Below are 24041 nucleotides of genomic sequence, written 5' to 3' on the forward strand. Positions count from 1 at the left end.
TTCCGCGATGCTCGGCCGAATGCTCATTCTTGTCCTCTCGGTCATCCCGAAGCACGCGATCAGTCGCGGCGCGGGATGGCTCGCCACCCGCACCGTTCCGGTCCGGTGGCGCGGCCCGGCGTACCGCACCTACAGCCGTGTCTTCGGTGCCCGGCCGGAGGAGGCGGCTCTCCCCCTTGAGCAGTACCCGTCCGTCAACGCGTTCTTCACCCGTACGCTCCGGCCGGGATCACGTCCGCTCGCGGCCGACGCCATTGTCTCCCCGGTCGACGCCACCGTCGGAGCATACGGAGTCATCGAGTCCGACACGCTCGTGCAGGCCAAGGGACGCAATTATTCCCTCACCGCGCTGCTCGGTGACCGCGAGTTGGCGGACAGATTCGACGGAGGCACGTACGCCACGTTCTACCTTTCGCCGAAGGACTACCACCGCATTCATTTTCCGTTGTCCGGAAAGGTCACCGCGGCCACCTACATCCCCGGTGAGCTCTGGCCGGTCAACGTCGCCGCCGTGGCCAACGTGGCGAACCTCTTCGCGGTGAACGAGCGCATCGTCATCGAGGTCGACGGCGAGCGCGGCGGGCGGATGGCGATCGTCGCCGTCGGCGCCACCATGGTGGGGATGACCCGTCTGGCCTTCGACGACCTGCACACCAACGCCCGACGGCGCGAGGTGCGCCGTCGTCGCTACGATCCGGCGCTTCCCGCGTCGGCCGGCGCCGAGCTGGGGCACTTCGAGTTCGGGTCCACGGTCGTCCTGGCCTGCTCTCGGGACGCCGGGACCATCGAGCCGCTGCCGATCGGCGCGACCGTACGGATGGGTGAGCGACTCGGTGCGCCGGCCGCCGCTGATGCCGCTACCAGATGATGACGCCGCCGTTCACCGCCTTGGCACGCTCCACAGCGTGCCGCACGTTGGCCAGGTGACGGAGAATGCGATCCGCGTCGTATCCAGTCGCGGCGGCCAGTAGCTCGACGTGCTCGGCCAGGAGTACGCATTCCTGCTCGAAGGCGTCGAGTCGGCCGGGCGGGACCTGGAGATTCCCACGGTTCTCGACCGTGATGTCAGCGAGTTGCGGCAGGAACGTCGCGCCGAGACGCCGTGCGGCTGCGGAGCCCCACAGCTCATGGCGAAAGCTCTCAGCTCCCACCTCGGTGCTGGTGCCCGGCGGATCCACGACGACGTTCCGGCCGGCGTAGGCGTCGTCGTCCGGTATCCATACCGAGATGTCGAGGCTCATCCCCACGCTCCCGCCATGTCTCGAATCTCGGCCACTGTAGACGATGACCAGATGCCCTGATCTGCCGTTGAGTGGCGTGGATCTGCCGACGAGCGGATGCCTCGACCAGAAGCGTGGGCGTAAGGTGCAGTCGATGATCGGTGATGCCTGGTTGGATCGGTGTGCGTCTGCGGCACCCCTGCTGCGAGGGCTGGCGAGGAACCCGGCAGCGCCGGTCGACGTGTTGTTGCGGCTGGTGGATTCGTGGCCGGAGCAGGTGTGCGATGGGCTACGCCGCCGCCGTGAGCTGCCGCCGCCGGTGCGGGATGCGATGCTGCACCATCCCTCGCCCAGGATCCGTGGAGCGCTGGCTGCCCATCCGCAAGTCGACGCCCTGGCACGCGCCACGCTGCTGGCCGACCCGGCGTGGCGGGTGCGAACGCGCGCGTTCGGCCGACCCGGTCAGGAGCCGCTGCCCGACGACGTGCTGGTCAGGTTGTTGACCGAGCTCGACGCCCCGCCCTCCGACATGCCGTTCAGCCGAGCGGAACTGATCGGCGAGTTGTTCGAGGCGACCGGGTATGACCGGCGTCTGTTCCGGCTGGCCGCCGCGCACCCCCGGCCGGGTGTGCGCCGGTTCGCGGCCGGTTCCTGGTACCGGCTGGACGAGCGGTCGCGCCAGGCGCTGCTGGAGGATGAGGTGCCCGACGTACGGGCGGCCGCGGTGGCGTCCGTCGCGTTCTGGCAGCGGGTGATGGAGCCTGCGGATCTGCCGGATCAGCACTGTCACGCATTCTGGTCCGTGCTTCAGCGTCCACTGTCCCGGGCGCTGATCGATCAGGTGCTGGCCAGCGGCGACACGGCTGCGCTGCGGGTGATGGGCGGGAACCCGAGCGTCCCGCCGGACGTGGTCGAAACGCTGCTGCGCCACCCCGACCCGTCGGTCCGGCAGGGAGTCACCGGTCGCGCCGACCTGACCGGAGACCACCTCGTCAGGCTCGCCGCCGACCCAGCGGTCGAGGTCCGCACCGCTGTCTCCACCCATCCCGGCCTCACCGAGCGGCAGCGGGCCGGCATCGACATCGACGTGACCACTGTGCCGGACGATGGCCACTTCGGCTCCGCGGACGTCCGCTGCCGGTGGGTCCCGTATCCCGACGACGCCGCGCAGAAGATCACCGACGCGCTGCGGTGGGCCCGTTCGGTCAATCCGCTGCTGCGCCGACGAGCGGCCCGCAACGCCGAGTTGCCGGCGGACGTCGTCACCATGCTCGCCGACGACACCGACCTGGGCGTACGGGTCCTGCTCGCCCAGCACCACCCGGCCGCGCCGCCGACGTTGCTGTTGCGCTGCCACCTGGAGTACCACTGCTGCGGCCGGGACCGGCTCAGCGAGCTACCACAGTTCCCCACCGAGGGACTGGCCCGCTTCGCCGACAACCCGGACCCGGCGGTACGACGGCTCGTCGCCCTCGACCCGCACGCCGACCCCGAACTCGTCGACCGACTCAGCACCGACCCGGACGCCGCCGTGCGACAGGCGATGGCAGGCAGCCCACGCCTGCCGGCACCGCGGGTCACCGCGCTTCTCAACGATCCCGAACTGGCCGAGGCAGCCGCGGCCAACCCGGCCCTGACGGTCGATCACATACAACACATCCTGGACAGCCCCACCGAGGGCTAGCACCGGACCACCGAGATGGCGGGCGGGCCCGGCCCTCATCGCCGGGCCGGCGTGCGCCGCACGCCGGCAGCGGCCGTCCGCTGTGAGTGGTCGAGGATCTGCGGAATCCACCCGCGGCGCACCGCCTCCACCCCGGCCTGGAAGCGGCTCTCCACACCGATGTGGTCCAGGAGCTCGGCGACCCGGCGGCTGAACGTGCGCGGGGACATGTTCAGCTTGCGGCACGCCGAGGTGTCGGGGGCGCCGGTCAGCAGCTGGGCCAGCACCGGCACCAGGTGCTCGGGCACCGGCGCCCGTCGGGGCGGAACCGGGCGCGGCGACGAGGCGCCGACCGGGTGGCCGATGCGTTGTGACAAGACCAGATCCATGCGATCCCTCCCCGGATCGACCGAACCGTTCCTGCCATCGACGGTAGTCGTCGCTCGGATGATCGGCGGCCGGGATTGACGAACAGTACGACCCCACTGTTCGCGATCGGCCGCGTCGGGCCCGCCGCGCGGCGGTCACGTGGTGGTGAGCCACCCGAGGCGGGCCACCTGGAGCCCGAGCTGGAACCGGGTGGTGGTGCCGGTCACCGCCATGAGCCGGTGCAGCCGCCGGTGCAGCGTACGCGGTGAGATGCCCAGCCGTGCGGCCACCTTCTGGTCGGACAACCCCTCGGCGAGCAGGCGCAGCAGCAGGACGGTCTCCGGGGCCGGCTCCTCCGGCCCGAGATGGGGATCGCGCACGACCGCCGAGCGGCGCCAGAGCGCCTGAAAGAGGTCGTCGACGGCGGAGTGCAGCGGCCCCGGCCACAGTGCCTGCACCCCGCGGGTCGGTCCGCCGCCACGGTCGTTGTCCGGATGGACCAGGAACGCGACCTCGTCGAAGATCAGTACGGTGGCCGGCAGCGTGGGCAGCGTGCGGACCCGTGCGCCGGCGGCGCGCAGCGGCCGGATCTCGGCGCGCAGCCGCTGCTCGTCGAGCGCGGTGCCGGCGTAGAGGGCATCGACCCGGGTACCGCCGGCCAGCAGGTGCAGCTTCATCTCCAGCCGGTGGTCGCCGCACGTCGGGTCGTACGGGGTGGCCTCCAGCACCCGCAGGTGGGTGCCCCTGCCGGGCGAGAGCATGCCGAGCATCTCGGTCGGCGAGACCGGTGTGGTGGGTTGCCGCGCCCGCTCCTCGGTGGCGGCGAACGCGTCGAAGGCGTCGAGCACCGTGCGGCCCGCCACCGTGACCGCGTCGGTGGCCCGCCGCTGTGCCAGCCGCACCGCGGCGATCGCCTCCGGGTGCCGCGCCGGTCCGGGCGTCGGCCGGTCGACGGCGGGCGGCTCCGGTGCGTCCCGGCCGGCGGTCACGGTCACCGGTGGCTCGTCCGGCGGGACGGGCCGTGCCCTGGCGGGGAGGCGCGCGGCGACATCAGATCCATCCCTCGCGTACCGCCCGGGTGGCCAGTTGGAAGCGGTTGCGGGCCCCGGTCTTCGCCCGCAGCACACCGAGACGTCGGTACAGCGTGCGTCGGCCCATCCCCAGGGCGTCGCAGATCGCGTCGTCGGACAGGCCGCCGTTGAGCATCAGCAGCAGCCGCCGGTCGGTGGCGCGCAGCGGGGCCCGGGGGTCCTCCGGCGCGTCCGCCGACACCGGCGCGGCCAGGTTCCAGCAGACCAGGAACACGTTCGTCAGGGCGTCGAGCACCGGCGTCCGCCCGGTGACGACGAACGCGCCCGCCGGGCCGGCCACGAAGCCCGTCTCGTCGTCCACCAGGTGCAGCCGGATCGGCAGCGTGTCCAGCAGCCGGCCCTCGAACCGGCGGGCCCGGCCGTCGTGCGCGCTGCCGGCCTGCCACGGCGCGAACGCCCGGTACCGCCGCCCGAACGACTGGGCGGTGTGCACCACGGAGATCGGCACGGGGGCCGGTTCGAGGTCCACGAAGGGCTCGTTGTCGAGGACCCGGACGTGCCGGCCGGCGCGGCGGACGGCGGCGCGCAGGCGGGTCGACGCCGTCGCGGTGTCGACCAGCTCCACGCCGTGCTCGCCCGGCCCGGGGGCCCGCCCGAACTGCTCGTAGAGGTCGGTGAGGCGTCGCGCGGCCCGGTCGATGCCGGCGAGCCGCTCGTCGACCAGCACCTTCACCGACGCGGTGGGATTGCGTGGGGTGACGACGCCACCGGACTCGACGGCCAGGCCGGCGTCCACCAGCTCCGTCAGGGCGCCGCGCTGCTCCGGGTCGACCTCGTCGAGCGGGATCCGGTGCCGGTCGAGCAGCGCGGGATAGCTGCGCGCCGCCGCGCCGGAGACGCCGAGCACCCGCAGGGCGTGTTCCACGGAATGGGTCACGGCGTTCCGCCCACGGTCAGCGCGAGCTGGAACCGGGTCGCGCAGCCGTGCAGGCGCATCAGGTCGTGGACCCGCCGGGCGAACGTGCGTACCGAGATGCCCAGTGCGAGGGCGGCGTCGTCGTCGCTGGGATGCACGGCGAGCGCGGCCAGGACGTCCTCGTCGGTCGTGCGGCCTCGCCGGGCCGGGGTGCCCGCGGCCTCCTCCCAGCGCTTGTCGAACAGCGTCCGCAGCATCCGCAGGACCGGCGCGGAGGTCGTGCAGAGCATCTCCGCTGCCGGGTCCGGCCCGGTGGACGACCGCGCGGACGCCGGCGCGACCGGCGGCTCGTGCCACAGCCAGGCGGTCGGAACGGGATCGTCGAGGAGCAGAAAACGGATCGGGGAGGGGCTGCCGAACCGGGCGGGCGCCGCCAGGCCCGACGACGACCGGGTTCCCGCGAACGGATGGCGACCCCGGTGCAGGACGCGGAACCGGCCGACCGGCAGGCGGGTGATCATACGGATCCGCGCCGCGGTCGTCGGTGCGCCGGGCGGGCCGTCCATCAACCGCACCTGCCGCCGGGCGTGGTGGCTGCGGGCGACGGCGACGCGTACCGCGTGGGAGGGATGGACCCGCCGGACGAGGACGGGCTCGTCGGCTGCTGGCCGTACCGACCGCGCGAACGCCTCCAGTACCGTTGTCTGCGCACCGCGGACGGCGGCCGCCGCGCGCATCCGGGCCGCGGTCACCGCCTGGCCGGTGTCCCGGGGCCGCCCGGTCGCCGGGTCGATCAGCCCCGCGTCGAGGAGGTCGACGGGCTCGGCCGGCGGGTCGAGGTGGACAGTGCTGCCCAGGAGGGCTTCGTACCAGACCTCGGCGGACGGCGAGACGTCGAAGACGGGCGCCGATCCGGTTCCCTCGTCACCCCTCACGCACCAACTATGAGTGCCGTTCTCGCGCCTGTGCAAGCGGTCATTCGACATACGTGGTTGACCTGCGTCGACATCGTTCGGTCCGGCCCGGTTTCCGGCAGGTCTCTGCCACTGGCACCGTTGTGCCTTCGTTCGCCGTGCGTGCCGGGTTAACTGACACCGGACTCGTGACCCGATGTCGCCAGGTGTCACGCGGACATGCGGGAGTGTGCCGTGCCGGAATGGTTGTCGGGCCGAGGGTCGCAATCAGGGATGTCACATCCCACTTTTGCTTCGAGTGCGCGGGTCACCGCCGCCGTCGCCGGTGAGATCGCGGCAATCGCCCAGCTCCCGGAGCCGGCGCGGCGAGATCTGCTGGCCGCCGTGGCGACGGGAATGCGCCTGCTCGCCATGGACCCGACCCCGCTGACGCCTGCCGATGTGGATCGCATCCGTGCGGGGGTCCGCGCTTTGGCCGCCGCAGGTTTGTCCCTGGCCGAATTCATCCGTTGTCAGGAAATGTGCGCCAGTCGTGCGGTGGCGATCCGCTGCCGCGATGCCGATCTGACCAGACCGGACGCGTTCGTGAAAACGCTCCATCGGGCCGGCCGACATTGGCGGGATCTTTCCCCGGAACTGTTGGGTCTCTTTCTCGACGAGTCGGCCGTCCGGTCCGGTGTGCCGGCCGCGGCGCAGGTCGCCCGGGCGTTGCTCGACGGGTCGCTGACGCCGAACCTCGCGGCCGCCTGCGGTCTTCCTCAGCCGGTCGACGGCTACCTCGTGGCCGCGCTGCCGGGCGTGCCCGAGGTGGTGGGCCCGCTCGCCGAGCGCGGCCGGCGGGACCTGCTCTGGCACCACGATCGCGGTGAGCTGGTCCTGCTCACCCCGGTGACCGGCGCGGCGGCAGGTGTCGACGCGGCCCGCAGCCGGATCAGCGACGCCCTGCGGGCGCTGCTGCCGATGGTCGGCGTGCCCGCCGTCGGGGTGTTCCGCCCCCAGCGCCAGGTGGCCGACGCGGTGCGCGAGTCCCGGCGGCTGCGGCCGTTCGCCGTCGCCGCCGACCTGGCGGAGGTCCTGCACGCCCCGGAGGACCTGGCGGTCGACCGCGGTGTGGCGCGGCTGCCGGAGGTCGCCGCCGGCCTGCGCGCGGTCCTGACCCCGCTCGGGGCCGGCACCGAGCTGCGGCGGACGTTGCGGACGTTGTACCGGGTCGACCTGCACCGGGCCCGCGCGGCGGAACTGCTCGGGGTGCACCGGCAGACGCTGACGTACCGGTTGAACCGGATCCGGGAACTGACCGGCGTGGACCCGCTCTCGGTCCGGGGCGTTGCCGTGCTCGCCGCCGCGCTGGCGGCCGAGGCGGAGGACTCCCGGCCGTGACCGACCTTCGCCGACTGGTACGGCACGGCGTCGACCCCGCCCACCACCTCGCGCTGCGGCGGGCCGGCGAGCGGGTGCCACTCCTGGCCGACGTGTCCCGCACGGATCCGGAGATGCTCCGCGCGGTCCTGCTCCTGGCCGCCGCCGCGATCGATCCGATCACGGCTCACCTGCGCCGCCATGCGACGAGGGTGGCGCTGCACTGCGTGCGGGCGCTGGTGCCGCTGGCCAGTCTGGTCGAGGCGAGCCGGACCGTCGTCGAGTCGCTGCTCGCCGAGGTGTGGACCCGGTGCCCGCCCGGGCACGCGGACGCGGCGCAGCGGCTCACCCTGCGGATCCTCGGGATCCACCGGCGCGTCGGGGCCGTCTTCGCCGAGGTCTACCACCCGGCGAACCGGCGGCGGGCCATCGTGGACCACCGCGCCGGGGCGTTGGACCTGCTGGCCGGCCGGTTGCCCCCGGACCGGCGGGACGCGCCCGGCGGTTACCTGGTCGCGTCGGTGGGCCTGGTCGGCGACGGGCCGCAGGTCGTCGAGCGGCTGCTGGGCGTGGCCGACCGGGGCGAGGCCTACGCCCGGTACGAGCCGTCGGGCAACTACGTGGTGGTGATGCTGCCGCTGGCGGACGGCACCGCCGGGGCGCGACGCGGCGCGGAACAATCGGTCGCCGGCCTGGTCTCCGAGTTGGGTGGGCTGGTCGTCGGTCGGACCGCCGGCTGCGCCCACGCCCGCCGGGTCGAGGAGATACCGACGGCGTTGCTGGAGGCGGAACGGGCCCGCCGGCCCCGGTCGAGCCGCTACCTCGGGCCGGTGCGGCGCAGCGGTGAGCTGCTGCTCGCACTCTCCTACGAGGACGACCAGGACCTCGTCGCGCAACTGCGGGCCCGGCTCGCCCCGCTACGCGCGGAACCGCAGCTGCTGCGCACGCTGGTCGTGCTCTTCGACAACGACCTGGATCGGGGGAGCACGGCCGCCGCGCTGCACATCCACCGCGGCACGCTGACCGACCGGTTGAAGCGGATCAACGAGCTCACCGGCATCGCGCCGACCGGTGTGCTCGGGATCCGCCTGCTCTCGGCGGCCCTGCACCTCGACCGGGCCCTGGGCGTGCCGGGCGGACGCGGCCGTTGAGCAAGTGCCGAGATGCGCCGCGCCGGTGCCAACAATCTGCGGATGGATGCTAATTGATGGATCGGCTGATACTGGATCAGCCGATCGGTCAGTGAGGCCCCTCCGAAAGGTGAGTCGACGGAGGGCCTCCCGCGTGCAACCGGCAGACGTAGGGCCGGGAAGGGAGTCTTGGATGCAGTGGGAAGACCTGGTCACGTTCCGGGCGGTGGCGACCGACCTGTCCTTCACCCGGGCAGCGCAACGCCTGCACATCAGCAAGCCCGTGGTGTCGGCGCGGGTCAAGAGGTTGGAGCGTGGCCTCGGCGTCCAGTTGTTGCGCCGGGACACCCGTAACGTCACCCTCACCGAACTGGGACGCCGGTTCCTGCTGCGCGTCGACGACCTCACCGAGTCGCTCGAATCGGCCTGCCAGGAGATCTCCGAGGCCGTCGAGCCCGCCGACCGGCCCACCGTGCGGGTCGGCATGGTGGGGACCGTCACCCCCGCCACGGTGACGCTGCTCGACCGCGTCGACACCGCCCTGCTCTCGGTGCGCTGGACGGCGGACTCGGCCACCGCCGCCGAGGGACTACGCACCGGCGAGATCGACCTGCTCGTGCACTCGCGCTGGGAGGGCACCGCCGACCCCGGCCCGAGCACCGACCCGTCGATCCGCGCCCTGCCGATGACCACCACCGCCGCCCAGGTGAGCATGGGCTCCCAGCACCGGCTCGCCCGTCGGGGCGCGCTCACCCTGCGGGAGCTCGCCGGCGAGCGGTGGATCACCCCACCGTCGCGGAACGAGGCGGACAGCGCCGCCGCCGCGGTCGCCGCGGTCGCCGGCTACACCCCCCGTTTCCTGCACCAGCTCGCCACCTACGACGAGGCGGCCGCACTGCAACGGTTCGGCACCGCCGTCGGTCTCACCGTCGCCGGGGCCCCGACCCCCACCGGCACGGTCCGGCGCGCGGTGGAGGACGACCTCAGCCTGCGGACCTATCTGCGGTGGCAGCGCGACGGCGCCGCCGCCGCCCGGTGCGAGGCCCTCGCCGACCAACTCGTCGACCGCGTCAGCACCTGAACGGGCCACCGTCGGGACCGGCCGCGCGACGGTGCGGCCGGGACGCGGTCACCGCCGCCGGACCAGCCGCGCCCGTCGCTCGTACAACGCCCGGTAGTGGGGCTCGTGGTGGTCGAGGTAGGCGCGCAGGCGGGCATCGGTGCGCACCACGTCGCCGTAGTCCCCGTCGCGCCGGTGGAAGCCGGTGCTCGACGCCACCCCGGCGTGCCACCGTTCGGTCGGCGCCCAGTCGGCGCGGTGCCCCGCCGACCAGCTCAACGCATCCGGCCGGGACGGCAGACCGGCCCGGGCGCAGAACAGCTCGCTGGCCGCCGCCGGGTCGGCGACCATCTCGTCGGCGTCGATGACCAGCGGCGGCCGGTCGCCGGCCGCGGCCACCGCGTCGTGCAGCTCCCGCAGGTGCCCGAAGCCGATCTGGTCCAGCGTCACCTCCGGGTTCACCGCGTGGTACGAGGCGATGGTGCGGGCGGGGTGCCGGATCAGGAAGACGTGCGTGGCGGTGGCGAGGAACGCCCGGTCGGCGAGCACGGCCGGGTAACGCTCGTCCGTGGTGTCCTTGAAGAACACCCGCCCGCCGGTGGCCAACGCGCGCAGAGCGGCCAGGACCTCGGGTTCGGTCCGCGCGCTGCGCCCACCGACCTCCACCGTGCCGAACTCGGCCCGGTAGGAGAACGGCTCGTGCACCACCCGCAGGTCACCTCGCTCGGCCACCATCCGGTAGAACGCGGTCGACCGGCAGCGCGGCGCGCTCCACAACGCGATCAGCCTCTGGTCGGGCTCCGCTCCCATTGTGGACTCCCCTCCTGCGGTGGCGTCCAGTGTGCGGTCCCGGCGTCGCGGGCCGCCGTTGGCTGACGACATGTCGCCAGCCTCGCCGTGGAACCTGCCGCGCCGGCACCCGCGCTGGTGGGATGGAACCGTGGACCTTCGTTACGCGGACACCCTGCACGACACGTTCACCGCCACCGCCCGCCGACACCCGGACGCGATCGCCCTCGGCGGCGACGGGGCCACGACGAGCTACGCCGAGCTGGCCGCCCGCGCCGCGCGGCTGACCGCGCGGCTACGGGCCGCGGGGGTGGGCGCCGGCGAACCGGTGGCCCTGCGCGTCGGTCGTGGTCCGGACGCCGTCGTCGGCATCCTCGGCATCCTCGGCGCCGGCTGCGCCTACGTGCCCGTCGACCCGGCCTACCCCGAGGCCCGACAGGCGTTCCTGCTCGCCGACACCGCCGTGCGCCACTCGGTGACCCAGCACGGGACCGACCTGCGCGTGGTGACGCGGGACGGCGGCCCGCCTCCGCGCGCCCTGCCGCCGGGCACCGCGTACGTCATCCACACCTCCGGTTCCACCGGGCAGCCCAAGGGGGTGATGGTCGGCCACCGGCAGGTGCTCGCCCTGTTCGCTGCCTGCGTACCGATCTTCGAGGTGGACGACCGGGACGTGTGGAGCGTCTTCCACTCGACGAGCTTCGACTTCAGCGTCTGGGAGATCTGGGGCGCGCTGCTGCACGGCGGCCGGGCGGTGATCGTTCCCGAGGCCGCCGCCTACGACCCGGGGCGGCTGCTCGCGCTGCTGGACCGGGAACGGGTCACCGTGTGCAGCCAGGTGCCCACCCCGTTCCGCTACCTGGTCGACGCGGCCCGCCGGCAGGGGAGCACCCTGCCGGCGCTGCGGCACCTGGTGCTCGGCGGGGAGCCCGCCGACCTGGCCGTCGTCGCGGACTGGCGGCGGCAGGGCCACGCCCCGCGCTGCCGGGTCTCCAACATGTACGGCATCACCGAGACCACTGTGCACGTCACGCACACGTTCCTGACCGGCGACGAGGTGCCCCCGCTGCCGGGGGCCACCCCGATCGGTCGGCCACTGCCCCACCTGGCCGTCGAACTCGTCGACGAGGACCGGCGGCCGGTGCCGGACGGCACGCCGGGCGAGATGGTGGTCCACGGCGCCGGCGTCGCGTACGGGTACCTCGGCAACCCGGCGCTGACCGCGACGCGTTTCCCCGGCGGGGACCGGTACCGCAGCGGCGACTGGGCCGTCCGGGCCGCCGACGGCACGCTGTACCACCTCGGGCGACAGGACGACCAGGTGCAGGTTCGCGGCTACCGGGTGGAACTCGGCGAGGTGGCGGCGGCGGTGCGCAGCCACCCCGCGGTCAACGCGTGCGTGGTGACCGCGCCGAGCCGCGGCGAGGCCCGGATCCTCGTGGCGCACGTGCAGCTCGCGGAGGGGATGCCCGCCTCGGCGGCGGACCTGCGCGCCCACACCGCGGCGGTGCTCCCGGCGCATCTGGTTCCGTCCCGGTTCCTCGCCCACGAGACGTTCCCGGTGACCGCCAGCGGCAAGGTGGACCGGGCCGCGTTGGACGCCCCCGCGGCGACCCGCCGCTGACCCGGCACCGCCCGGCCCGGCCCTCCGGCCGGGCCGGCACGCTCAGCGCCGGGTGGCGGTCAGCTCGGCCGCGAACCGCTCGGCCAGGTCGGTGACGAACTCGCCGGTGACCGCGTCGGGATGGCCGTTGACCACCACGTGCGCCCGGCGCCCGGCGATCCGCACCTCGGTCTCCAGCTCCATCATCGGCGGCACCAACGGGGTCAGGTACGGCTCGACCGTCACGCCGGGCAGGCGAAGGTCCCGGTACGGCACGTTCTGCAACGCGAACACCGTCTGGTAGAGCGGCGGGCGGGCCGTCCGTCGCGGGTTGACCAACCGCACCACCTCGTCGAACGGCACGTCCTGGCAGGACAACGCGGCCCGCACGGCGTCGCCGGTGTGCCGCAGTGACGCGTCCGAGCCGCCCCGCACCCGCACGCACACCGTTCCGATCGCGCAGCCGACGCAGTTCTCCAGGGCGGCCCCGGTCCGGTGCACCACCGGGATGCCGACGCCGAAGTCGGTGGCGCCGGTCAGCGCGGCCAGCGTCCGCGCGTACGCCGAGAGCCAGACCGCCAGCGGCGCCACCCCCGCGTCCCGCGCGGCCCGGCCCACCGCGGCCGGCGTCTCCGGCGGCAGTTCGCGCACCGCGGCCCGCACGTCGCGGCGCCGACCGGCCGGCGGCCGGGGCAGCGGCAGCTCCGGGAGGTCCCGCAGCGCCCGGGCGGCGTCGGCGCGTTGCCGGTCCAGGTCCGCGCCGGCGGTGCGGCCGGCGATGGCGGCCAGCTGCCCGGGCAGGTCCAGCACCGGCCGGTCGAAGTCGGGTGCCGCGCCGCGCCGCCGCGCCGCGTACGCGGCGCCCAGCTCGTCGACCAGGACGCTGTGCGACCAGCCGTCGTAGGCGACGTGGTGCACGCACACACCGAGCAGCGCGGTCCCGTCCCCGCACGGGGCGTGGACCACCCGCCACAGCACACCGCTCGGCGGGTCCAGCGGCGCGGTGAGCGCCGGCGTGAGGGCCGCGAGGGCGCCGTCGAGGTCCGCCGCCGGGGGAAGGTGCCGCGGCTCGGGGGCCGGCGCGTCGACCGGCTCCGCGACGCCGCGCCCGCCCACCAGACGGTACGCGTGGCGCAGCGCGTCGTGCCGGTGGTGCAGGTCGGCCACGGCGTCGCGGAGGGCGGCGGCGTCGAGCGGGCCGGTCAGCGTCCACACCGTCGGGCACAGCGGCCCGGGATCGGTGGGGTCCCAGTCGTGCAGCAGGACGAACCCGGTCTGGGCGCCGGTCAGCGCCACCTCGGGGGTCGGCTGCCGCGGCGGCGCCGGGGTGGACGGCGGCGGTGTCCGCCGTGCCGGGTCGGTGAGCTGGGCCGCCAGGCCGCGTACGGTCGGGGTGCGCATCGCCTGCGACGGCGCGAGCGTCACCCCGGTGCGGTCGGTGAGCCGGGCGCAGATCCGCGCCACGTCCAGCGACGTGGCGCCGAGGGCGAACAGGCTCTCGTCCGCCGGCGCGGCGGGCCGGGCGAGCACCTCGGCGACGATGCGGCCGACCAGTTCACCGGTCTCGTCCAGCGCGGGGCCGTCGTCGGGGCGGACGGGGGCGACGGCGAGGGCCAGCACCGCCGCCTCGTCGACCTTGCCGATCGGGGTCAGCGGATAGTGGTCGACCACGACCACCGCGCCCGGCACCAGGTGCGCGGGCAACTGCGCGGCCAGGTGCGCGCGGACCGCGTCGGGCTCCGGTCCGCCGCCGGCGTGGGGGACGTAGCAGAGCACGGTGTCCCGGTAGCCGCCGTCGGGGTGCGGTCGCGGCACCACCACGCTGGAGGCGACGCCGTCGAGCGTGGCGGCGGCCCGCTCGATCTCGGCCGGCTCGACCCGGAATCCGCGGATCTTCACCTGGCGGTCGAGCCGGCCCAGGTAGCGCAGGACCCCGTCGGCGGACCTGCGCACCAGGTCGCCGGTGCGGTAGACGCGGTGCCGCCGCCCGTCGGGCAGGTCCAGCTCGACGAACACGGCCGACTCCGCCTCCGGCGCACCGAGGTAGCCGTGCGCCAGCCCGTCGCCGCTGATCAGCAGCTCACCCGGTTCGTCCGGCCCGCACCAGCGGTCGTCGGCGCGCACGTGCGCCCCGGTGTGCGCGATCGGGACGCCGATCGGCACCCCCTCGGCGTCGGCGCAGTCCTCCGGCGTCACCTGCCGGGCGGTGGTGACCACCGACGACTCGGTCGGGCCGTAGAGGTTGAGCAGCACGGTGCCGGGGTGCGCGGCGAGGAACCGTCCCGCACGCAGCGGCGACATCGCCTCGCCGCCGACCTGCACGGTGCGCAGACCGGCGAAGCAGTCCACGGCCTCGTCGACCAGCAGGTGGAACACCGACGTCGGCGCGACGATGGTGTCCACCCCGTGCGCCCGCGTGACGGCTCGCAGCCCGTCCGGCGTCAGGTAGGGGTCGCGTAGCACCACGCAGGTGCCGCCCCGGGTGAGGGCGCTCCAGATCTCCAGCAGCGACGGGTCCCAGGGCAGCGCGCAACTGTGCAGGCTGACCGGTGCCGGGCCGGGCGGCAGCGGGGTGACGTCGACCATCCGTACGATGCCCCGGTGCGGTTGCGGGATGCACTTGGGCTCCCCGGTGCTCCCCGACGTGAACGTGACCGCGCACGCGTCGGTGCCTCGGACACGCACCGGCGGCCGCGGGTCCGGCGTGGACCGGGCCGCGTCGGGCGGCTGCGGGACCGGTACCAGCCGCCGGTGCGGCCCGAGGACCTCGGCGGGCACGTCGTCACCCACCACGACCGGGCAGTCGAGCACGTCGAGCACCCGGCACAGTCGCGGCGCCGGCCAGTGCCGGTCCGCGCCGGCGTACGCCGCGCCCAGGCGCATCACCGCCAGCGCGGTCACCACGAAGGCGGCGCTGCGGGGCAGCAGCACCGGCACCCGGTGCCCGGCACGGACGCCGTGACGGTGCAGCAGCCCGGCGGTCACCTCGGCGGCGCGGTCGAGGTCGGCGTAGTCGAGCCGCACGTCGCCGTCGACGAGCGCGAGCGCCGTCGGGGTGTCCCGCACCCAGCGGTCGACGAGCGCGGTCAGCGTGTCGCCGCGCGGGTATCCCGGGCCGGTGCCGGTCGGGACGGCGGGGGTGGTCGCGGTCCGCACAGCAGCCTCCTCTCAGTACACGATCCGGGAGCGCGCGCTGGTGCGGCTGTCCCGGGACTTGCGCAGGTCGCTGGTGACGTTGACCCGCTTGAGCCAGCGGTCGCTGCCGTCGAACCGGGCGGTGAAGGCGGCCCGGCCGTGCACCACCTGGTAGTTGTCCAGGAAGCAGACGTCGCCGGGGGCCAGGGGGACCCCGACCATCCGCCGGCCCAGCAGGTCGACGACCCGGGCCAGGGCCGCCGCCGCCTCCTCGTCGCCCGGCACCGCCCGCATGTAGTAGGAGTTGATCAGCAGGTACGGCTCGTCGGGGTCCCCGAACAGCACCGGCACCGGGGTGGGTGCGGCGTGCAGCCGGGCGAGCCGGTCCCGGGAGCGTTCGAGCAGCGACCGGGGCGCCCTGTCGCGCAGGTCCGGGTCGTCCGGGTCGAGCACGTGCGACTCGTCGGGCCGGATGACGAACCGGGGCTCGCGCAGCACCCGCACCGGCAGCTCGTGCAGCGGCAGGTCCCGCACCCCGGCGTAAGTGGTCGGCACCGCGTCGGGATTGCGCAGGCACATCAGCCCGACGTGGTCCGGCCGGTAAGGGTGGAACCCGTCCTCGACGTGCCAGGTCAGCTCCGTCTCGCTGGAGGAGCCGAGCTGAGCGTTCTCGTCGCCGGCGATCGGCAGCACGTCCTGCACCACCCGGGCCCGCTGGGTGCTGGCCCACCCGAACGGCTCACCGAGCAGGCTGGCGCACAGCAGCAGGAACAGCTCCTCGCGCCGGGTGCTCCGCACGTCGGGCAGGTCCCGCCAGTGCCGTGGCGTGGGGCCGATCGCCGCCTGGTCGAGCGGGTAGCCGCGGACCAGGCACACGCCCGCCGGCTCGGCGAGGCGGAACTCCCGCAGCCCGGCGCGCAGGCCCCGGGGCAGCTCGGCGGCCCACACGGCGGCGCTGTCCAGCACCTCGTCGCGTTCCACCGAGTCGTGGCGGCGGGTCAGCTCGTCGAGCAGCGCGTCGACGGCGGTGACGTCCCGTGCCGACAGGCGCACCACGTACGGGGCGGTGGACGTGCCCGGCCCCGGCGCGGTCGTCGCGGCGGTCATCGGGCCCCCTCCGCGACCGGCCGGACGCGCCGGCCCGCCGGCCGCGCCCAGGGCGGCCGGTACTCCATGCGGTCGGCGTATTCGGCGAGCACCGTCAGGTGTTCCCACACCTTCTCGGCCGCGGTGGCGTAGCGGTCGAGCAACCCGTCGTTGCCCGGGTCGAGATGCACCTTCTGCAACACGAACGTCTCCTCGATCGTTCGGGCCGCCACCGGCGTGGCGGCCGGGTCCAGCACCGGCACCGGCGGAAACGCGGGACGCCATCCGCCGCCGTCGGCGAACAGGGGCTGCGCCGGCAGCGGCGCGACCTGGTAGGGGCCCACCGGCACGCCCTCGGCCCGCAGGGCCCGTTGCAGGGCGGCCCGCAGTCGCGGCGCCGGCACGTCCAGACCGGCGGCGGCCGGGTCGATCCGGAACCGGAGCAGGTGCCAGGCGTGCGTACGGTCGGCGAGCGCGCGCGGCGGCACGAGCCCGGGCAGGGCACCCAGCCGGTCGAGGAACCGGCGCACCGCCCGTTCGCGGCCGGCCGCCGTCGCCTCGAAGCGGGCCAGTTGCGAGCGGGTGAAGGCCGCCTGGACGGCGCTGAGCTTCGCGTTGAACCCGGCGGTCGCCGACACGTAGGCGCGCTCGTCGGTGTTCAGGTCCTCCCCGAACTGTCGCAGCAGCAACGCCCGCCGGCCCAGCTCCGGCCGGTCGGTGGTGATCAGGCCGCCCTCGCCGCAGGTGGGCAGGTTCTTGCTGGCGTTCAGGCTGAACACCCCCAGGTCGCCCAGCCCGCCCACGGGGGTGTCCCGGTAGCGGGCGCCGTGCGCCTGGGCGGCGTCCTCGACCACGGCGAGCCCGTGCCCGCCGGCCACGGCCGTCAGCTCGGCCATGTCGGCGGGCAGGCCGTGCAGGTGGACCGGCATGATCGCCGCGGTGCGGGGGGTCACCGCGGCCCGTACCGCCGCCGGGTCGACCAGGTAGTGCTCCGGGTCGATGTCGGCGAAGACCGGCACCGCGCCGACGTGCGTCGGGGCGAGCGCGGACGCGACGAAGCTCAACGCGGGGACGACGACCTCGTCGCCCGGCCCCACCCCGAGGGCCGCCAGTGCCAGCGCGAGCGCGGTGGTGCCGTTGCTGGTGGCCACCGCGTGCCCGACCCCGCAGTAGGCGGCCCACTCCCGTTCCAGCCGGGCGACCTCGTTGTCGCCCCTGCCCACCGACGTCAGCGCGCCGTCGCGCAGGACATCGAGGACCGCGGCCTCGTCGGCGTCGGTCACCACCGGCCAGCGGGGCGCTGGCAGCCCGCGCGGGACCGCCGGTGCGCCACCCAACATGGCCAGGTCACTGGGCGCGGGCGACATCGGCGCACTCCTCCACGGCGATCGTCAGGTCGGACACGAGGGCTCGGGCACGTCTGCGCAGCAGCGGCGCCTGCCCGGGTTCGCCCCGCGCCGCCGCGGCGGTGATCCGCAGCGCGGACCAGTGGTGGGCCACCCGGTCGACGCGCCGGGCGAGTTCCCGCCAGCGCGGCTCCTCCCGCGCCCGGCCGGCCCGGCGCAGGTAGGCGGCGTGCAGCGCGGTGGAAGCCAGGTGCGGGCCGGCGACGGTGAAGAGTTCGTCCACCACACCGGCGACCCCGGCCTCGTGCCGGTCGGCCGAGTCGGCCAGGAAGGCCGACAGCCCGGCGATGCCCACCTGCTCGCCGAACGGGTCCTCGGCGGCGAAGCCGGCCACGTTGCGCCGCAACGACTCCGGTACGTCCCGGGCCGGGTCGTCGCGGATCGGGCCGTCGACGGCGATGTCGAACCAGCGACGGCCGACCGGGACGTCGGCGAAGAACATGTCCCGCTGGTGCACGCCGACGTTCGTGGAGCCGCGGGCGGCGTCGAGGTGCTTGAGGTCCAGCCAGTCGTGGAACACCGGCGGCACGGCGTCGAGGACGAGCGCCTGGTTGGTGCTGTCGTCGAAGCCGTGCACCACCACCAGGTGGTTGGAGTGCACGTCGTGGTAGGCGGGGCGGAACGGCAGGTGGAAGTTGTCCACCGCCACCACCGCCGCGCCGCCGCCGCGGATCTGCTCGCGGATCTGCTCCCACGCCTGCTGTTCGTCGTCGGGCTCGTGCCAGGTGGAGCGGACCGGATGGTAGGGGAGCAGGGCGCCGACCAGCGACCGGCAGCGCGGCAGCGGAAGGTAGTACTCCTCCCGCCGGGCGTCGCCCAGCCGGTAGCGGAAGCCCCAGTGGGCGCCGAGCACCGGCAGCGGTGCGACGCCCCGTGCCCGCAGCACCGCGGCCACGGACGAGTGCAGACAGTTTCCGAGCTCGAACCACCAGGGCTCGTACCCGTCCAGCGTTACGCGCATGACGCCTCCGGCGACTCGGGCGGACGTTCGAGGGTGACGGCGAACACGTGCAGGGCCGGGTTCTCCGGCAGTCGCAGGCCCACCAGCGGCGCCCGCCGGGGCACCGCGACCCGCTGGGCCCACAGCGTGGGGCGCATGTCGGCCTGTACGTGCCGCGGGTAGTGCAGCCGCGAGCCGCGCAGGGCCGGCGCCTCACCGAAGTGCGCCTGCCCGCCCGGCCACAGGTCGGACACCCGCAGCCACTCCGGGTCGACCGCGCCGTCGGCGAAGTGCAGCAGCACCGGGTCCTCGGTGCGCCGCTCCGCGGTGGCGAGCAGGTGCAGCCAGTCGTAGCGGCCGATCGGCACCTCCAGGTACTGCCCGCGGCAGCGCAGGTGGTCCGGGCCGCCGGCCTCGGCGGTGCGGAACGGGACGCCGTCGACCAGCCAGTGGGGATGCCCGGCGGGCAGGTCCCCGGTGGCGAAGGTGTTGCCCCAGATGTTGAGCGCCCCGGCGTCGGTCGCGTCGGGTCGGGTGAAACCGGTGGAGTCGAGGTGGTCGGTGAGGTCGAGCACGCGATGCCGTCCGGTGCCGGCGGCCACTGTCATCCTGTCGTCTCCTTCCTGATCCTGCGCCACAGCGCGAGCGCGTCGGGGTGCAGGTCCCGGGGCATCAGATGGGCCCGGACGGTGGCCGGCGCGGCGGGCCAGAGCGCCACCGCGGCGGCCCGGACGGGAGCGGTCAGCAGCGGGGCCGGGTCCACCGGCCACACGTCCACCCCGCGCCAGGCGGCGTCGCCCGCCACCGCCCGGGCGAGCCGGCGGTGCGCCGCCGTTCGCGTCGCCACCGGTCCCCGCCCGGTGCAGACCGCCAGTGTCGGGAAGCCCGCCGGGCCGGCGAACCAGGACACCGGCCAGCCGATCGCCGGCTCCCGGGCGGGTCGGGCCACCGCCGGGGTACGCGGCTGCCGCAGCTCGCGGCGCAGGGTGACCTCGCTCAACGGCTTGTCCGGGCTGGGCCAGTGCGCGACCGGCAGGTAGCCCAGCGGGGGATAGACCGGGGCCAGGCCCCGTTCGACCACCGCGTGCACCTCGGTGCGGTGGATCCCCTCGGCCGCCAGCGCGTCCTCCAGCAGGGCGAGCGCCCGGGCGGCGACCGCCCGGCCACGCCAGGCCGGCAGGACGCTGATCCGCTCGACGCGGTGCGTCGGCGACACCGCGTCGGGGACGGGCCTGCTGCGCAACGCGCCGACCGGGCGCCCGTCGAGCCGGGCCAGCCACAGCCGGCAACCGGCGTCGACCTGCGCCGCCACCGACGCCGCGGTGTCCCGCGCGCCGTCGGGGACCGGCAGCCCGTCGACCGGATCGGAGCCGGTGTACGCGGCCCGGGTCAGCTCCGCGACCAGCGTCACGCACGCGGCGGTGCCCGGGGCGGGGGTGAGGGTGAGGGTCATCGGCCACCGCCGGTGTCGAGCAGGCCCGGCAGCGCGTCCAGCGCGCTGCCGAGCACCTGGATCCCGCGCAGGTACTCCCGCTCGGAGACCTGCTCGTTCGGGGCGTGGTCGAGCGAGCTGTCGCCGGGCCCGTACGCCACCATGGGCACCGGCCAGCTCCCGGCCACCACGTTCATGTCCGAGGTGCCGGTCTTCACCTTGAACGTCGGGGTGCCGCCGTGTTCCCGCACCGCGGCGGCGAACGCCCGCGCCAGCGGGGTGGACCGCCGGCCCACCACGGCCGGCACGCTGCTCGTGGCGCGGACCTTGCCCGGGTGGGCCCGCTCGGTCAGCCACGCGAGCAGGCCGTCCGGGTCGGTGCCCGGGGCGGTGCGCAGGTCCACCCGCAGCCGCGCGTGGGTGATCGTGCCGCTGGCCCGCAGCAACGTCGCGGTGGTGTGGTGGAACAGCCCCTCGCCGGGGTCGACGGCGGGGAACCGCTCCGCCACCGCCTGCCAGAACTCGCCCGCCAGGTGCGCCGCCTTGGCCCCCGGGTGGGCCGAGTGCGCCGACGGGCAGGTCACCTCGTACTCGACCATCAGCTGTCCCTTGTAGCCCAGGGTGATGCCGGACCAGCCGCTGGGCTCGCCGATGACGACCACCTGCGGCGCCGCGAGCGTGCGGGTCAGGTGCCACGCGCCGGGGGACTCCTCGGTCTCCTCGCCGACCGCGCCGACCACCAGCAGCGTGCCCGGGAACGCGCGCCGGGCGGCGGCCGCGCAGAGCATCGCCGCCAGCGGCGACTTGGCGTCCACCGCGCCCCGGCCGTGCAGCACGCCGTGCTGGCGGCGCACCGGCACCGGGCCGGCGATCTCGTCGCGGACGGTGTCCAGGTGTCCGAGCAGCAGGACGGTGGGACCCTCGCCGGTCCCGGTACGCAGCACCAGGTTGCCCACGTCGTCCACCCGCGCGGACAGGCCGGCGGCGTGCATCTGGTCGCGCAGGAACCAGGCCAGGGTGGTCTCCGCGCCGGAGGGGGACGGGATCGCGAGCATGCCGTGCAGCAGGCCGACCGGGTCGATGTCGGGGCTCACGCGGTCACCTCCGGGTGGGCGAGGCGGACCCGGGTGCCGGCGCCGTCGAGCGCCCGCCGCACCGGGCGGTCGACGCCGCCGTGGGCCACCAGCACGGTGGCGACCCCGCCGCGGAGCGCCTCGCGCGCCGCGATCAGCTTCAGGCCCATGCCGCCCTCCACGCGTACGCCGGGCAGCGTGACCGCCCCGTCGCCCGGCGGCAGCAGGACCTCGGGCAGCGGTTCGGTGTCCTCCGGGCGGGCGAGCACGCCGGGGGCGCCGGTCAGCAGCACGAGCGCGGTGGCGCGCAGGGTGGCGGCGAGGGCGCCGGCCACCCGGTCCGCGTTGACGTTCACCGGCGCGCCGTCCGCGCCGAGCGCCGGGGGTGAGACCACCGGCAGGTAGCCGCCGGCGAGCAGACGGTGCAGCAGATCGGCGCGGACCTCGGTGATCCGCCCACCGCGCCCGCCCCGCAGCAGCATCCGGCGACCGGCGACGACCGCGACCTGGTCGCGTTTGAGCGCGGCGCGCAGCAGCCCGCCGTCGAGTCCGGTCAACCCGACCGCGGGAACTCCGTGCCGGTCGAGTTCGGTCACCAGCGTCGGCTTGACCCGCCCGACCATCGCCATGGTGAGCACGTCCAGGCTGGCGGCGTCGGTGTGCCGGAACCGCACCCCCGACGCCGAGGTGTGGAAGCGCTGCGGCACGCCGAGTTGCGCCGCCAGCGCCTCGGTGGCGGCGGATCCGCCGTGCACGAGCACCACCCGGTGGGTGGCGGTGAGGGCCGCGGCGTCGGCGCAGATGCCGACCGGGTCCACTCCGGCGTTGCCCCCGGACTTGACGACGACGAGCGGACGCACGGCGGTCACACCGGGAACAGGCCGGGGAAACCCAGCCCGGTCGTCTCGGGCCAACCGTGCCGGACGTTGAGCGCCTGCACCGCGGCGCCGGCCCCGCCCTTGACCAGGTTGTCCAGCGCCGCCACGACGGTCGCCCGTCCGCCGTCGGGGCGCAGCGCGAAGCCGACGTCGCAGCGGTTGGTGCCGGTGAGGATCTTCGGCTCCGGGAGGCGGACCGCGCCGGTGCGCTGGGCGACCACCCGGACGAACGGGCTGTCCCGGTAGAAGTCCCGGTAGACCGCGCGCACGGCCCGGTCGTCGGGCCGGCCGGCCAGCGGCACCCGGCACACCACCTGCACGCCGCGCACCGCCTCGACACCGGTGGCGGTCATCTCCACCGGCACGCCCACCACCTGGGCTATCTCCGCCTCGTGCCGGTGCCCGGCCGGCGCGAAGACCCGCATGGCGCCGCTGCGGACCGGATGGTGGCCGGCGTCCGACGCGCTCGCCCCGGAGCCGGACGACCCGGTGCGCGCGTCGACAAGCACCGTGCCGTCGATCAGTCCCGCCTCGGCCAGCGGGGCGAGCCCGAGGATCGCCGCGGTCGCCATGCAGCCGGGCACGCTCATCCGGTCGGCGGTGCGCAGCCGGTCCCGGTACAGCTCCGGCACCGCCGGGGTGAACGTGTCCAGCAGTTCCGGCGCGCCGTGCGCCACCCCGTAGTGGTCCCGGTAGCGGTCCCCGTCGCGCAGCCGGAAGTCCCCGCTGAGGTCGACCACCTGCTTGGCCCGGCCGAGCAGGCCGGGCAGCACCGACATCGCGGTGCGGTGCGGGGCGGCGCAGAACAGCACGTCGCAGTCGTCGATCTCGTCGTGCGCGACGAAGGTCAGGTCGGTCAGCCCGCGCAGGTTCGGGTTGGTGCGGGTGACCGGCCGGCCGGCGAACCGGGTCGAGGTCACCTGGGCGAGGTCGAGGTGGGGGTGGTCGAGGAGCAGGCGCACGAGTTCACCCCCGATGAAGCCGCCCGCCCCGAGCACCGTCGCCCGCATCACTCGACCAGCCCCAGCACGTGCTCGACGATGGCGTCGGCGAGATCGACGTCGGTCACCGACTGGAGGGCCCGGAACTCGGTGCCGTGGTTGACCTCCAGCGCCATGAGCCGGCCATCGTTGTCCTCCACGACGTCCACCCCGAGCACCCCGCTGCCGACCGCGCGGGCGGCGTCGGTGGCGAGCTTGGCGAGATCCGGGGTGAGCCGGCACGGCGCGGGTTCGGCGCCGAGCGCGGCGTTGGTGCGCCAGTGCTCCGAGCGGCGGTACATGGCGGCCACCGGCTGGTCCCCGACGATCAGGACCCGGATGTCGCGGCCGGGCTTGTCGACCCAGTCCTGCACGCAGGTCACCCGGTGCTGGGGGCCGGGCAGTTGGCTGCGGTGCTCCAGGAGGTTCGTGGCGGTCTCCTGGTCGGGCACCCGGGCCACGAGCCGGCCCCACGAGCCGACCACCGGTTTGATCACGGCCGGGTAGCCGATCTCGTCGCACGCCTGCACGGCGGCGGGCTCGGAGAGGGTCACCAGGGTACGGGGGGTGGCGACGCCGTGCCGGGCGAAGGCCAGCGCGGTGAGCGCCTTGTCGCCACACATCTCGATGACCGACGAGTTGTTCACGGTGACGGAGCCGGTCGCCTCCAGGGCGCGGGCGGTGTAGCGGGCCGAGGTCAGCGAGATCTCCCGGATCAGGGCGACGCCGTCCACGATCGGCGACTGGGTCGGTTCGATGATCAGCTCGCGGGGGTCCAGCACGTGGTGCCGCACGCCCCGGCCGCGCAGCGCCTCCAGCAGCGCGCGCTCCTCGGCCCGGATCCGCGAGGCGACCAGCACGACGTCGACGTCACTCACCCCAGTCCTCCTCCACCTCGGGCGCCCGCGCCAGCAACGGCGGGTCGACGCCGACCACCTCCAGTTCGCTGTCGCACTCGCGACAGACGAGGATCTCGCTGACCAGGGCTTCCCCGGGCACCGGCACGCTGGCCGCGCAGTCCGGGCAGGCGACTGTGGACATGTCTCCTCCTTGGGTG

At 74.9% G+C, this 24041-nt stretch carries 24 protein-coding genes; 6 read left to right on the forward strand and 18 right to left on the reverse strand.

All coding sequences use genetic code 11. From position 1 onward, the window contains the following. The first annotated feature begins 19 nt into the window (after positions 1 to 19). Positions 20 to 868, forward strand: a complete 849-nt coding sequence (gene asd / locus C8054_RS08975) for an archaetidylserine decarboxylase (protein ID WP_158273818.1) — start codon at positions 20 to 22, stop codon at positions 866 to 868. On the opposite strand, the gene C8054_RS08980 is transcribed toward asd, so the two are convergent. Continuing rightward, positions 858 to 1241, reverse strand: a complete 384-nt coding sequence (locus tag C8054_RS08980) for a hypothetical protein (protein WP_233219546.1) — start codon at positions 1239 to 1241, stop codon at positions 858 to 860. The genes asd and C8054_RS08980 overlap by 11 nt on opposite strands. 133 nt (positions 1242 to 1374) lie before the next feature. Here C8054_RS08980 and C8054_RS08985 point away from each other — a divergent pair, with 133 nt between their 5' ends. Next, on the forward strand, positions 1375 to 2904 hold the full coding sequence (locus C8054_RS08985; RefSeq protein WP_233219547.1) for a hypothetical protein: 1530 nt from the start codon (positions 1375 to 1377) through the stop codon (positions 2902 to 2904). Between the two features lie 35 nt (positions 2905 to 2939). Here the strand turns inward: C8054_RS08985 and C8054_RS08990 are convergent, their stop codons facing one another. From C8054_RS08990 to C8054_RS31950, 5 genes are all read right to left on the reverse strand, one after another. Beyond that, positions 2940 to 3272 (reverse strand): hypothetical protein, encoded by a 333-nt coding sequence (locus C8054_RS08990; protein ID WP_107156291.1) that lies wholly within the window; start codon positions 3270 to 3272, stop codon positions 2940 to 2942. Between the two features lie 135 nt (positions 3273 to 3407). Continuing rightward, a complete protein-coding gene (locus C8054_RS08995; RefSeq protein WP_107156292.1) occupies positions 3408 to 4247 on the reverse strand; it encodes a helix-turn-helix domain-containing protein in 840 nt (279 codons plus the stop codon). A gap of 55 nt (positions 4248 to 4302) precedes the next feature. Further along, positions 4303 to 5220, reverse strand: coding sequence for a hypothetical protein (locus tag C8054_RS09000; protein WP_146179892.1), 918 nt, complete (start codon positions 5218 to 5220; stop codon positions 4303 to 4305). Then, positions 5217 to 6134 carry a hypothetical protein gene (locus C8054_RS09005; RefSeq protein ID WP_107156294.1) on the reverse strand — a complete coding sequence of 306 codons (918 nt, stop codon included), beginning with the start codon at positions 6132 to 6134 and terminating at the stop codon, positions 5217 to 5219. Before C8054_RS09005 ends, C8054_RS09000 begins: the two co-directional genes overlap by 4 nt. Before the next feature lie 255 nt (positions 6135 to 6389). Further along, entirely contained in the window at positions 6390 to 6728 is a 339-nt protein-coding gene (locus C8054_RS31950) for a hypothetical protein (RefSeq protein ID WP_158273819.1), read from the reverse strand. Positions 6729 to 6752: 24 nt separating this feature from the next. Between C8054_RS31950 and C8054_RS31955 the strand changes: the two genes are divergently transcribed. The 3 genes from C8054_RS31955 to C8054_RS09020 all read left to right on the forward strand — a co-directional run bounded on the left by C8054_RS31955 (position 6753) and on the right by C8054_RS09020 (position 9683). Beyond that, on the forward strand, positions 6753 to 7493 hold the full coding sequence (locus C8054_RS31955) for a CdaR family transcriptional regulator (protein ID WP_158273820.1): 741 nt from the start codon (positions 6753 to 6755) through the stop codon (positions 7491 to 7493). Next, positions 7490 to 8623: a CdaR family transcriptional regulator gene (locus C8054_RS09015; RefSeq protein ID WP_107156296.1), complete on the forward strand. Its 1134-nt coding sequence runs from the start codon at positions 7490 to 7492 to the stop codon at positions 8621 to 8623. Before C8054_RS31955 ends, C8054_RS09015 begins: the two co-directional genes overlap by 4 nt. A gap of 172 nt (positions 8624 to 8795) precedes the next feature. Continuing rightward, positions 8796 to 9683, forward strand: coding sequence for a LysR family transcriptional regulator (locus tag C8054_RS09020; protein ID WP_158273821.1), 888 nt, complete (start codon positions 8796 to 8798; stop codon positions 9681 to 9683). 48 nt (positions 9684 to 9731) lie between these two features. Here C8054_RS09020 and C8054_RS09025 read toward each other — a convergent pair whose 3' ends face one another. Next, a complete protein-coding gene (locus tag C8054_RS09025; protein WP_107156298.1) occupies positions 9732 to 10472 on the reverse strand; it encodes a sulfotransferase family protein in 741 nt (246 codons plus the stop codon). Between the two features lie 130 nt (positions 10473 to 10602). Here C8054_RS09025 and C8054_RS09030 point away from each other — a divergent pair, with 130 nt between their 5' ends. Then, positions 10603 to 12075: an amino acid adenylation domain-containing protein gene (locus C8054_RS09030; RefSeq protein ID WP_199199625.1), complete on the forward strand. Its 1473-nt coding sequence runs from the start codon at positions 10603 to 10605 to the stop codon at positions 12073 to 12075. Between the two features lie 42 nt (positions 12076 to 12117). Here the strand turns inward: C8054_RS09030 and C8054_RS09035 are convergent, their stop codons facing one another. Genes C8054_RS09035 through C8054_RS09085 form a run of 11 tightly spaced genes read right to left on the reverse strand, consistent with a single transcriptional unit; the run spans position 12118 to position 24025 of the window. Beyond that, positions 12118 to 15210: a non-ribosomal peptide synthetase gene (locus C8054_RS09035; RefSeq protein ID WP_107156300.1), complete on the reverse strand. Its 3093-nt coding sequence runs from the start codon at positions 15208 to 15210 to the stop codon at positions 12118 to 12120. A gap of 12 nt (positions 15211 to 15222) precedes the next feature. Beyond that, a complete protein-coding gene (gene gntD / locus C8054_RS09040; RefSeq protein WP_107156301.1) occupies positions 15223 to 16296 on the reverse strand; it encodes a guanitoxin biosynthesis L-enduracididine beta-hydroxylase GntD in 1074 nt (357 codons plus the stop codon). Continuing rightward, on the reverse strand, positions 16293 to 17642 hold the full coding sequence (locus tag C8054_RS09045; protein WP_107156302.1) for a DegT/DnrJ/EryC1/StrS aminotransferase family protein: 1350 nt from the start codon (positions 17640 to 17642) through the stop codon (positions 16293 to 16295). The genes gntD and C8054_RS09045 overlap by 4 nt, the downstream gene beginning before the upstream one ends. Beyond that, entirely contained in the window at positions 17623 to 18642 is a 1020-nt protein-coding gene (locus C8054_RS09050; RefSeq protein ID WP_107156303.1) for a BtrH N-terminal domain-containing protein, read from the reverse strand. The genes C8054_RS09045 and C8054_RS09050 overlap by 20 nt, the downstream gene beginning before the upstream one ends. Next, on the reverse strand, positions 18633 to 19229 hold the full coding sequence (locus C8054_RS09055) for a hypothetical protein (protein WP_107156304.1): 597 nt from the start codon (positions 19227 to 19229) through the stop codon (positions 18633 to 18635). Before C8054_RS09055 ends, C8054_RS09050 begins: the two co-directional genes overlap by 10 nt. Beyond that, the gene (locus C8054_RS09060; RefSeq protein WP_107156305.1) at positions 19226 to 20074 is read right to left on the reverse strand and encodes a GNAT family N-acetyltransferase; all 849 of its coding nucleotides are present in this window, start codon (positions 20072 to 20074) and stop codon (positions 19226 to 19228) included. Before C8054_RS09060 ends, C8054_RS09055 begins: the two co-directional genes overlap by 4 nt. Continuing rightward, entirely contained in the window at positions 20071 to 21147 is a 1077-nt protein-coding gene (locus tag C8054_RS09065) for a [LysW]-lysine hydrolase (protein WP_107156306.1), read from the reverse strand. Before C8054_RS09065 ends, C8054_RS09060 begins: the two co-directional genes overlap by 4 nt. Next, on the reverse strand, positions 21144 to 21995 hold the full coding sequence (argB, locus tag C8054_RS09070) for an acetylglutamate kinase (protein WP_199199627.1): 852 nt from the start codon (positions 21993 to 21995) through the stop codon (positions 21144 to 21146). Before argB ends, C8054_RS09065 begins: the two co-directional genes overlap by 4 nt. Further along, the gene (gene argC / locus C8054_RS09075; RefSeq protein ID WP_233219548.1) at positions 21992 to 23014 is read right to left on the reverse strand and encodes an N-acetyl-gamma-glutamyl-phosphate reductase; all 1023 of its coding nucleotides are present in this window, start codon (positions 23012 to 23014) and stop codon (positions 21992 to 21994) included. The genes argB and argC overlap by 4 nt, the downstream gene beginning before the upstream one ends. Continuing rightward, positions 23014 to 23862, reverse strand: a complete 849-nt coding sequence (lysX, locus tag C8054_RS09080) for a lysine biosynthesis protein LysX (protein ID WP_107156308.1) — start codon at positions 23860 to 23862, stop codon at positions 23014 to 23016. Before lysX ends, argC begins: the two co-directional genes overlap by 1 nt. Beyond that, on the reverse strand, positions 23855 to 24025 hold the full coding sequence (locus tag C8054_RS09085; RefSeq protein WP_107156309.1) for a lysine biosynthesis protein LysW: 171 nt from the start codon (positions 24023 to 24025) through the stop codon (positions 23855 to 23857). The genes lysX and C8054_RS09085 overlap by 8 nt, the downstream gene beginning before the upstream one ends. Positions 24026 to 24041: the final 16 nt, after the last annotated feature.

This window comes from Micromonospora sp. RP3T, from assembly GCF_003027925.1.
Lineage (GTDB): Bacteria > Actinomycetota > Actinomycetes > Mycobacteriales > Micromonosporaceae > Micromonospora.

What these genes read in the sequence shown, in the direction of transcription:
- asd (WP_158273818.1), top strand. Translation starts at nt 20, where the DNA reads ATGCTCATTCTTGTCCTCTCGGTCATCCCGAAGCACGCGATCAGTCGC.
- C8054_RS09020 (WP_158273821.1), top strand. Translation starts at nt 8,796, where the DNA reads ATGCAGTGGGAAGACCTGGTCACGTTCCGGGCGGTGGCGACCGACCTG.
- C8054_RS08990 (WP_107156291.1), bottom strand. Translation starts at nt 3,272, where the DNA reads ATGGATCTGGTCTTGTCACAACGCATCGGCCACCCGGTCGGCGCCTCG.
- C8054_RS08980 (WP_233219546.1), bottom strand. Translation starts at nt 1,241, where the DNA reads ATGAGCCTCGACATCTCGGTATGGATACCGGACGACGACGCCTACGCC.
- C8054_RS08985 (WP_233219547.1), top strand. Translation starts at nt 1,375, where the DNA reads ATGATCGGTGATGCCTGGTTGGATCGGTGTGCGTCTGCGGCACCCCTG.
- gntD (WP_107156301.1), bottom strand. Translation starts at nt 16,296, where the DNA reads ATGACCGCCGCGACGACCGCGCCGGGGCCGGGCACGTCCACCGCCCCG.
- C8054_RS09050 (WP_107156303.1), bottom strand. Translation starts at nt 18,642, where the DNA reads ATGCGCGTAACGCTGGACGGGTACGAGCCCTGGTGGTTCGAGCTCGGA.
- C8054_RS31950 (WP_158273819.1), bottom strand. Translation starts at nt 6,728, where the DNA reads ATGTCGGCCGGCCCGATGGAGCGTTTTCACGAACGCGTCCGGTCTGGT.
- C8054_RS09045 (WP_107156302.1), bottom strand. Translation starts at nt 17,642, where the DNA reads ATGTCGCCCGCGCCCAGTGACCTGGCCATGTTGGGTGGCGCACCGGCG.
- argC (WP_233219548.1), bottom strand. Translation starts at nt 23,014, where the DNA reads ATGCGGGCGACGGTGCTCGGGGCGGGCGGCTTCATCGGGGGTGAACTC.
- C8054_RS09025 (WP_107156298.1), bottom strand. Translation starts at nt 10,472, where the DNA reads ATGGGAGCGGAGCCCGACCAGAGGCTGATCGCGTTGTGGAGCGCGCCG.
- C8054_RS09055 (WP_107156304.1), bottom strand. Translation starts at nt 19,229, where the DNA reads ATGACAGTGGCCGCCGGCACCGGACGGCATCGCGTGCTCGACCTCACC.
- C8054_RS09085 (WP_107156309.1), bottom strand. Translation starts at nt 24,025, where the DNA reads ATGTCCACAGTCGCCTGCCCGGACTGCGCGGCCAGCGTGCCGGTGCCC.
- C8054_RS09060 (WP_107156305.1), bottom strand. Translation starts at nt 20,074, where the DNA reads ATGACCCTCACCCTCACCCCCGCCCCGGGCACCGCCGCGTGCGTGACG.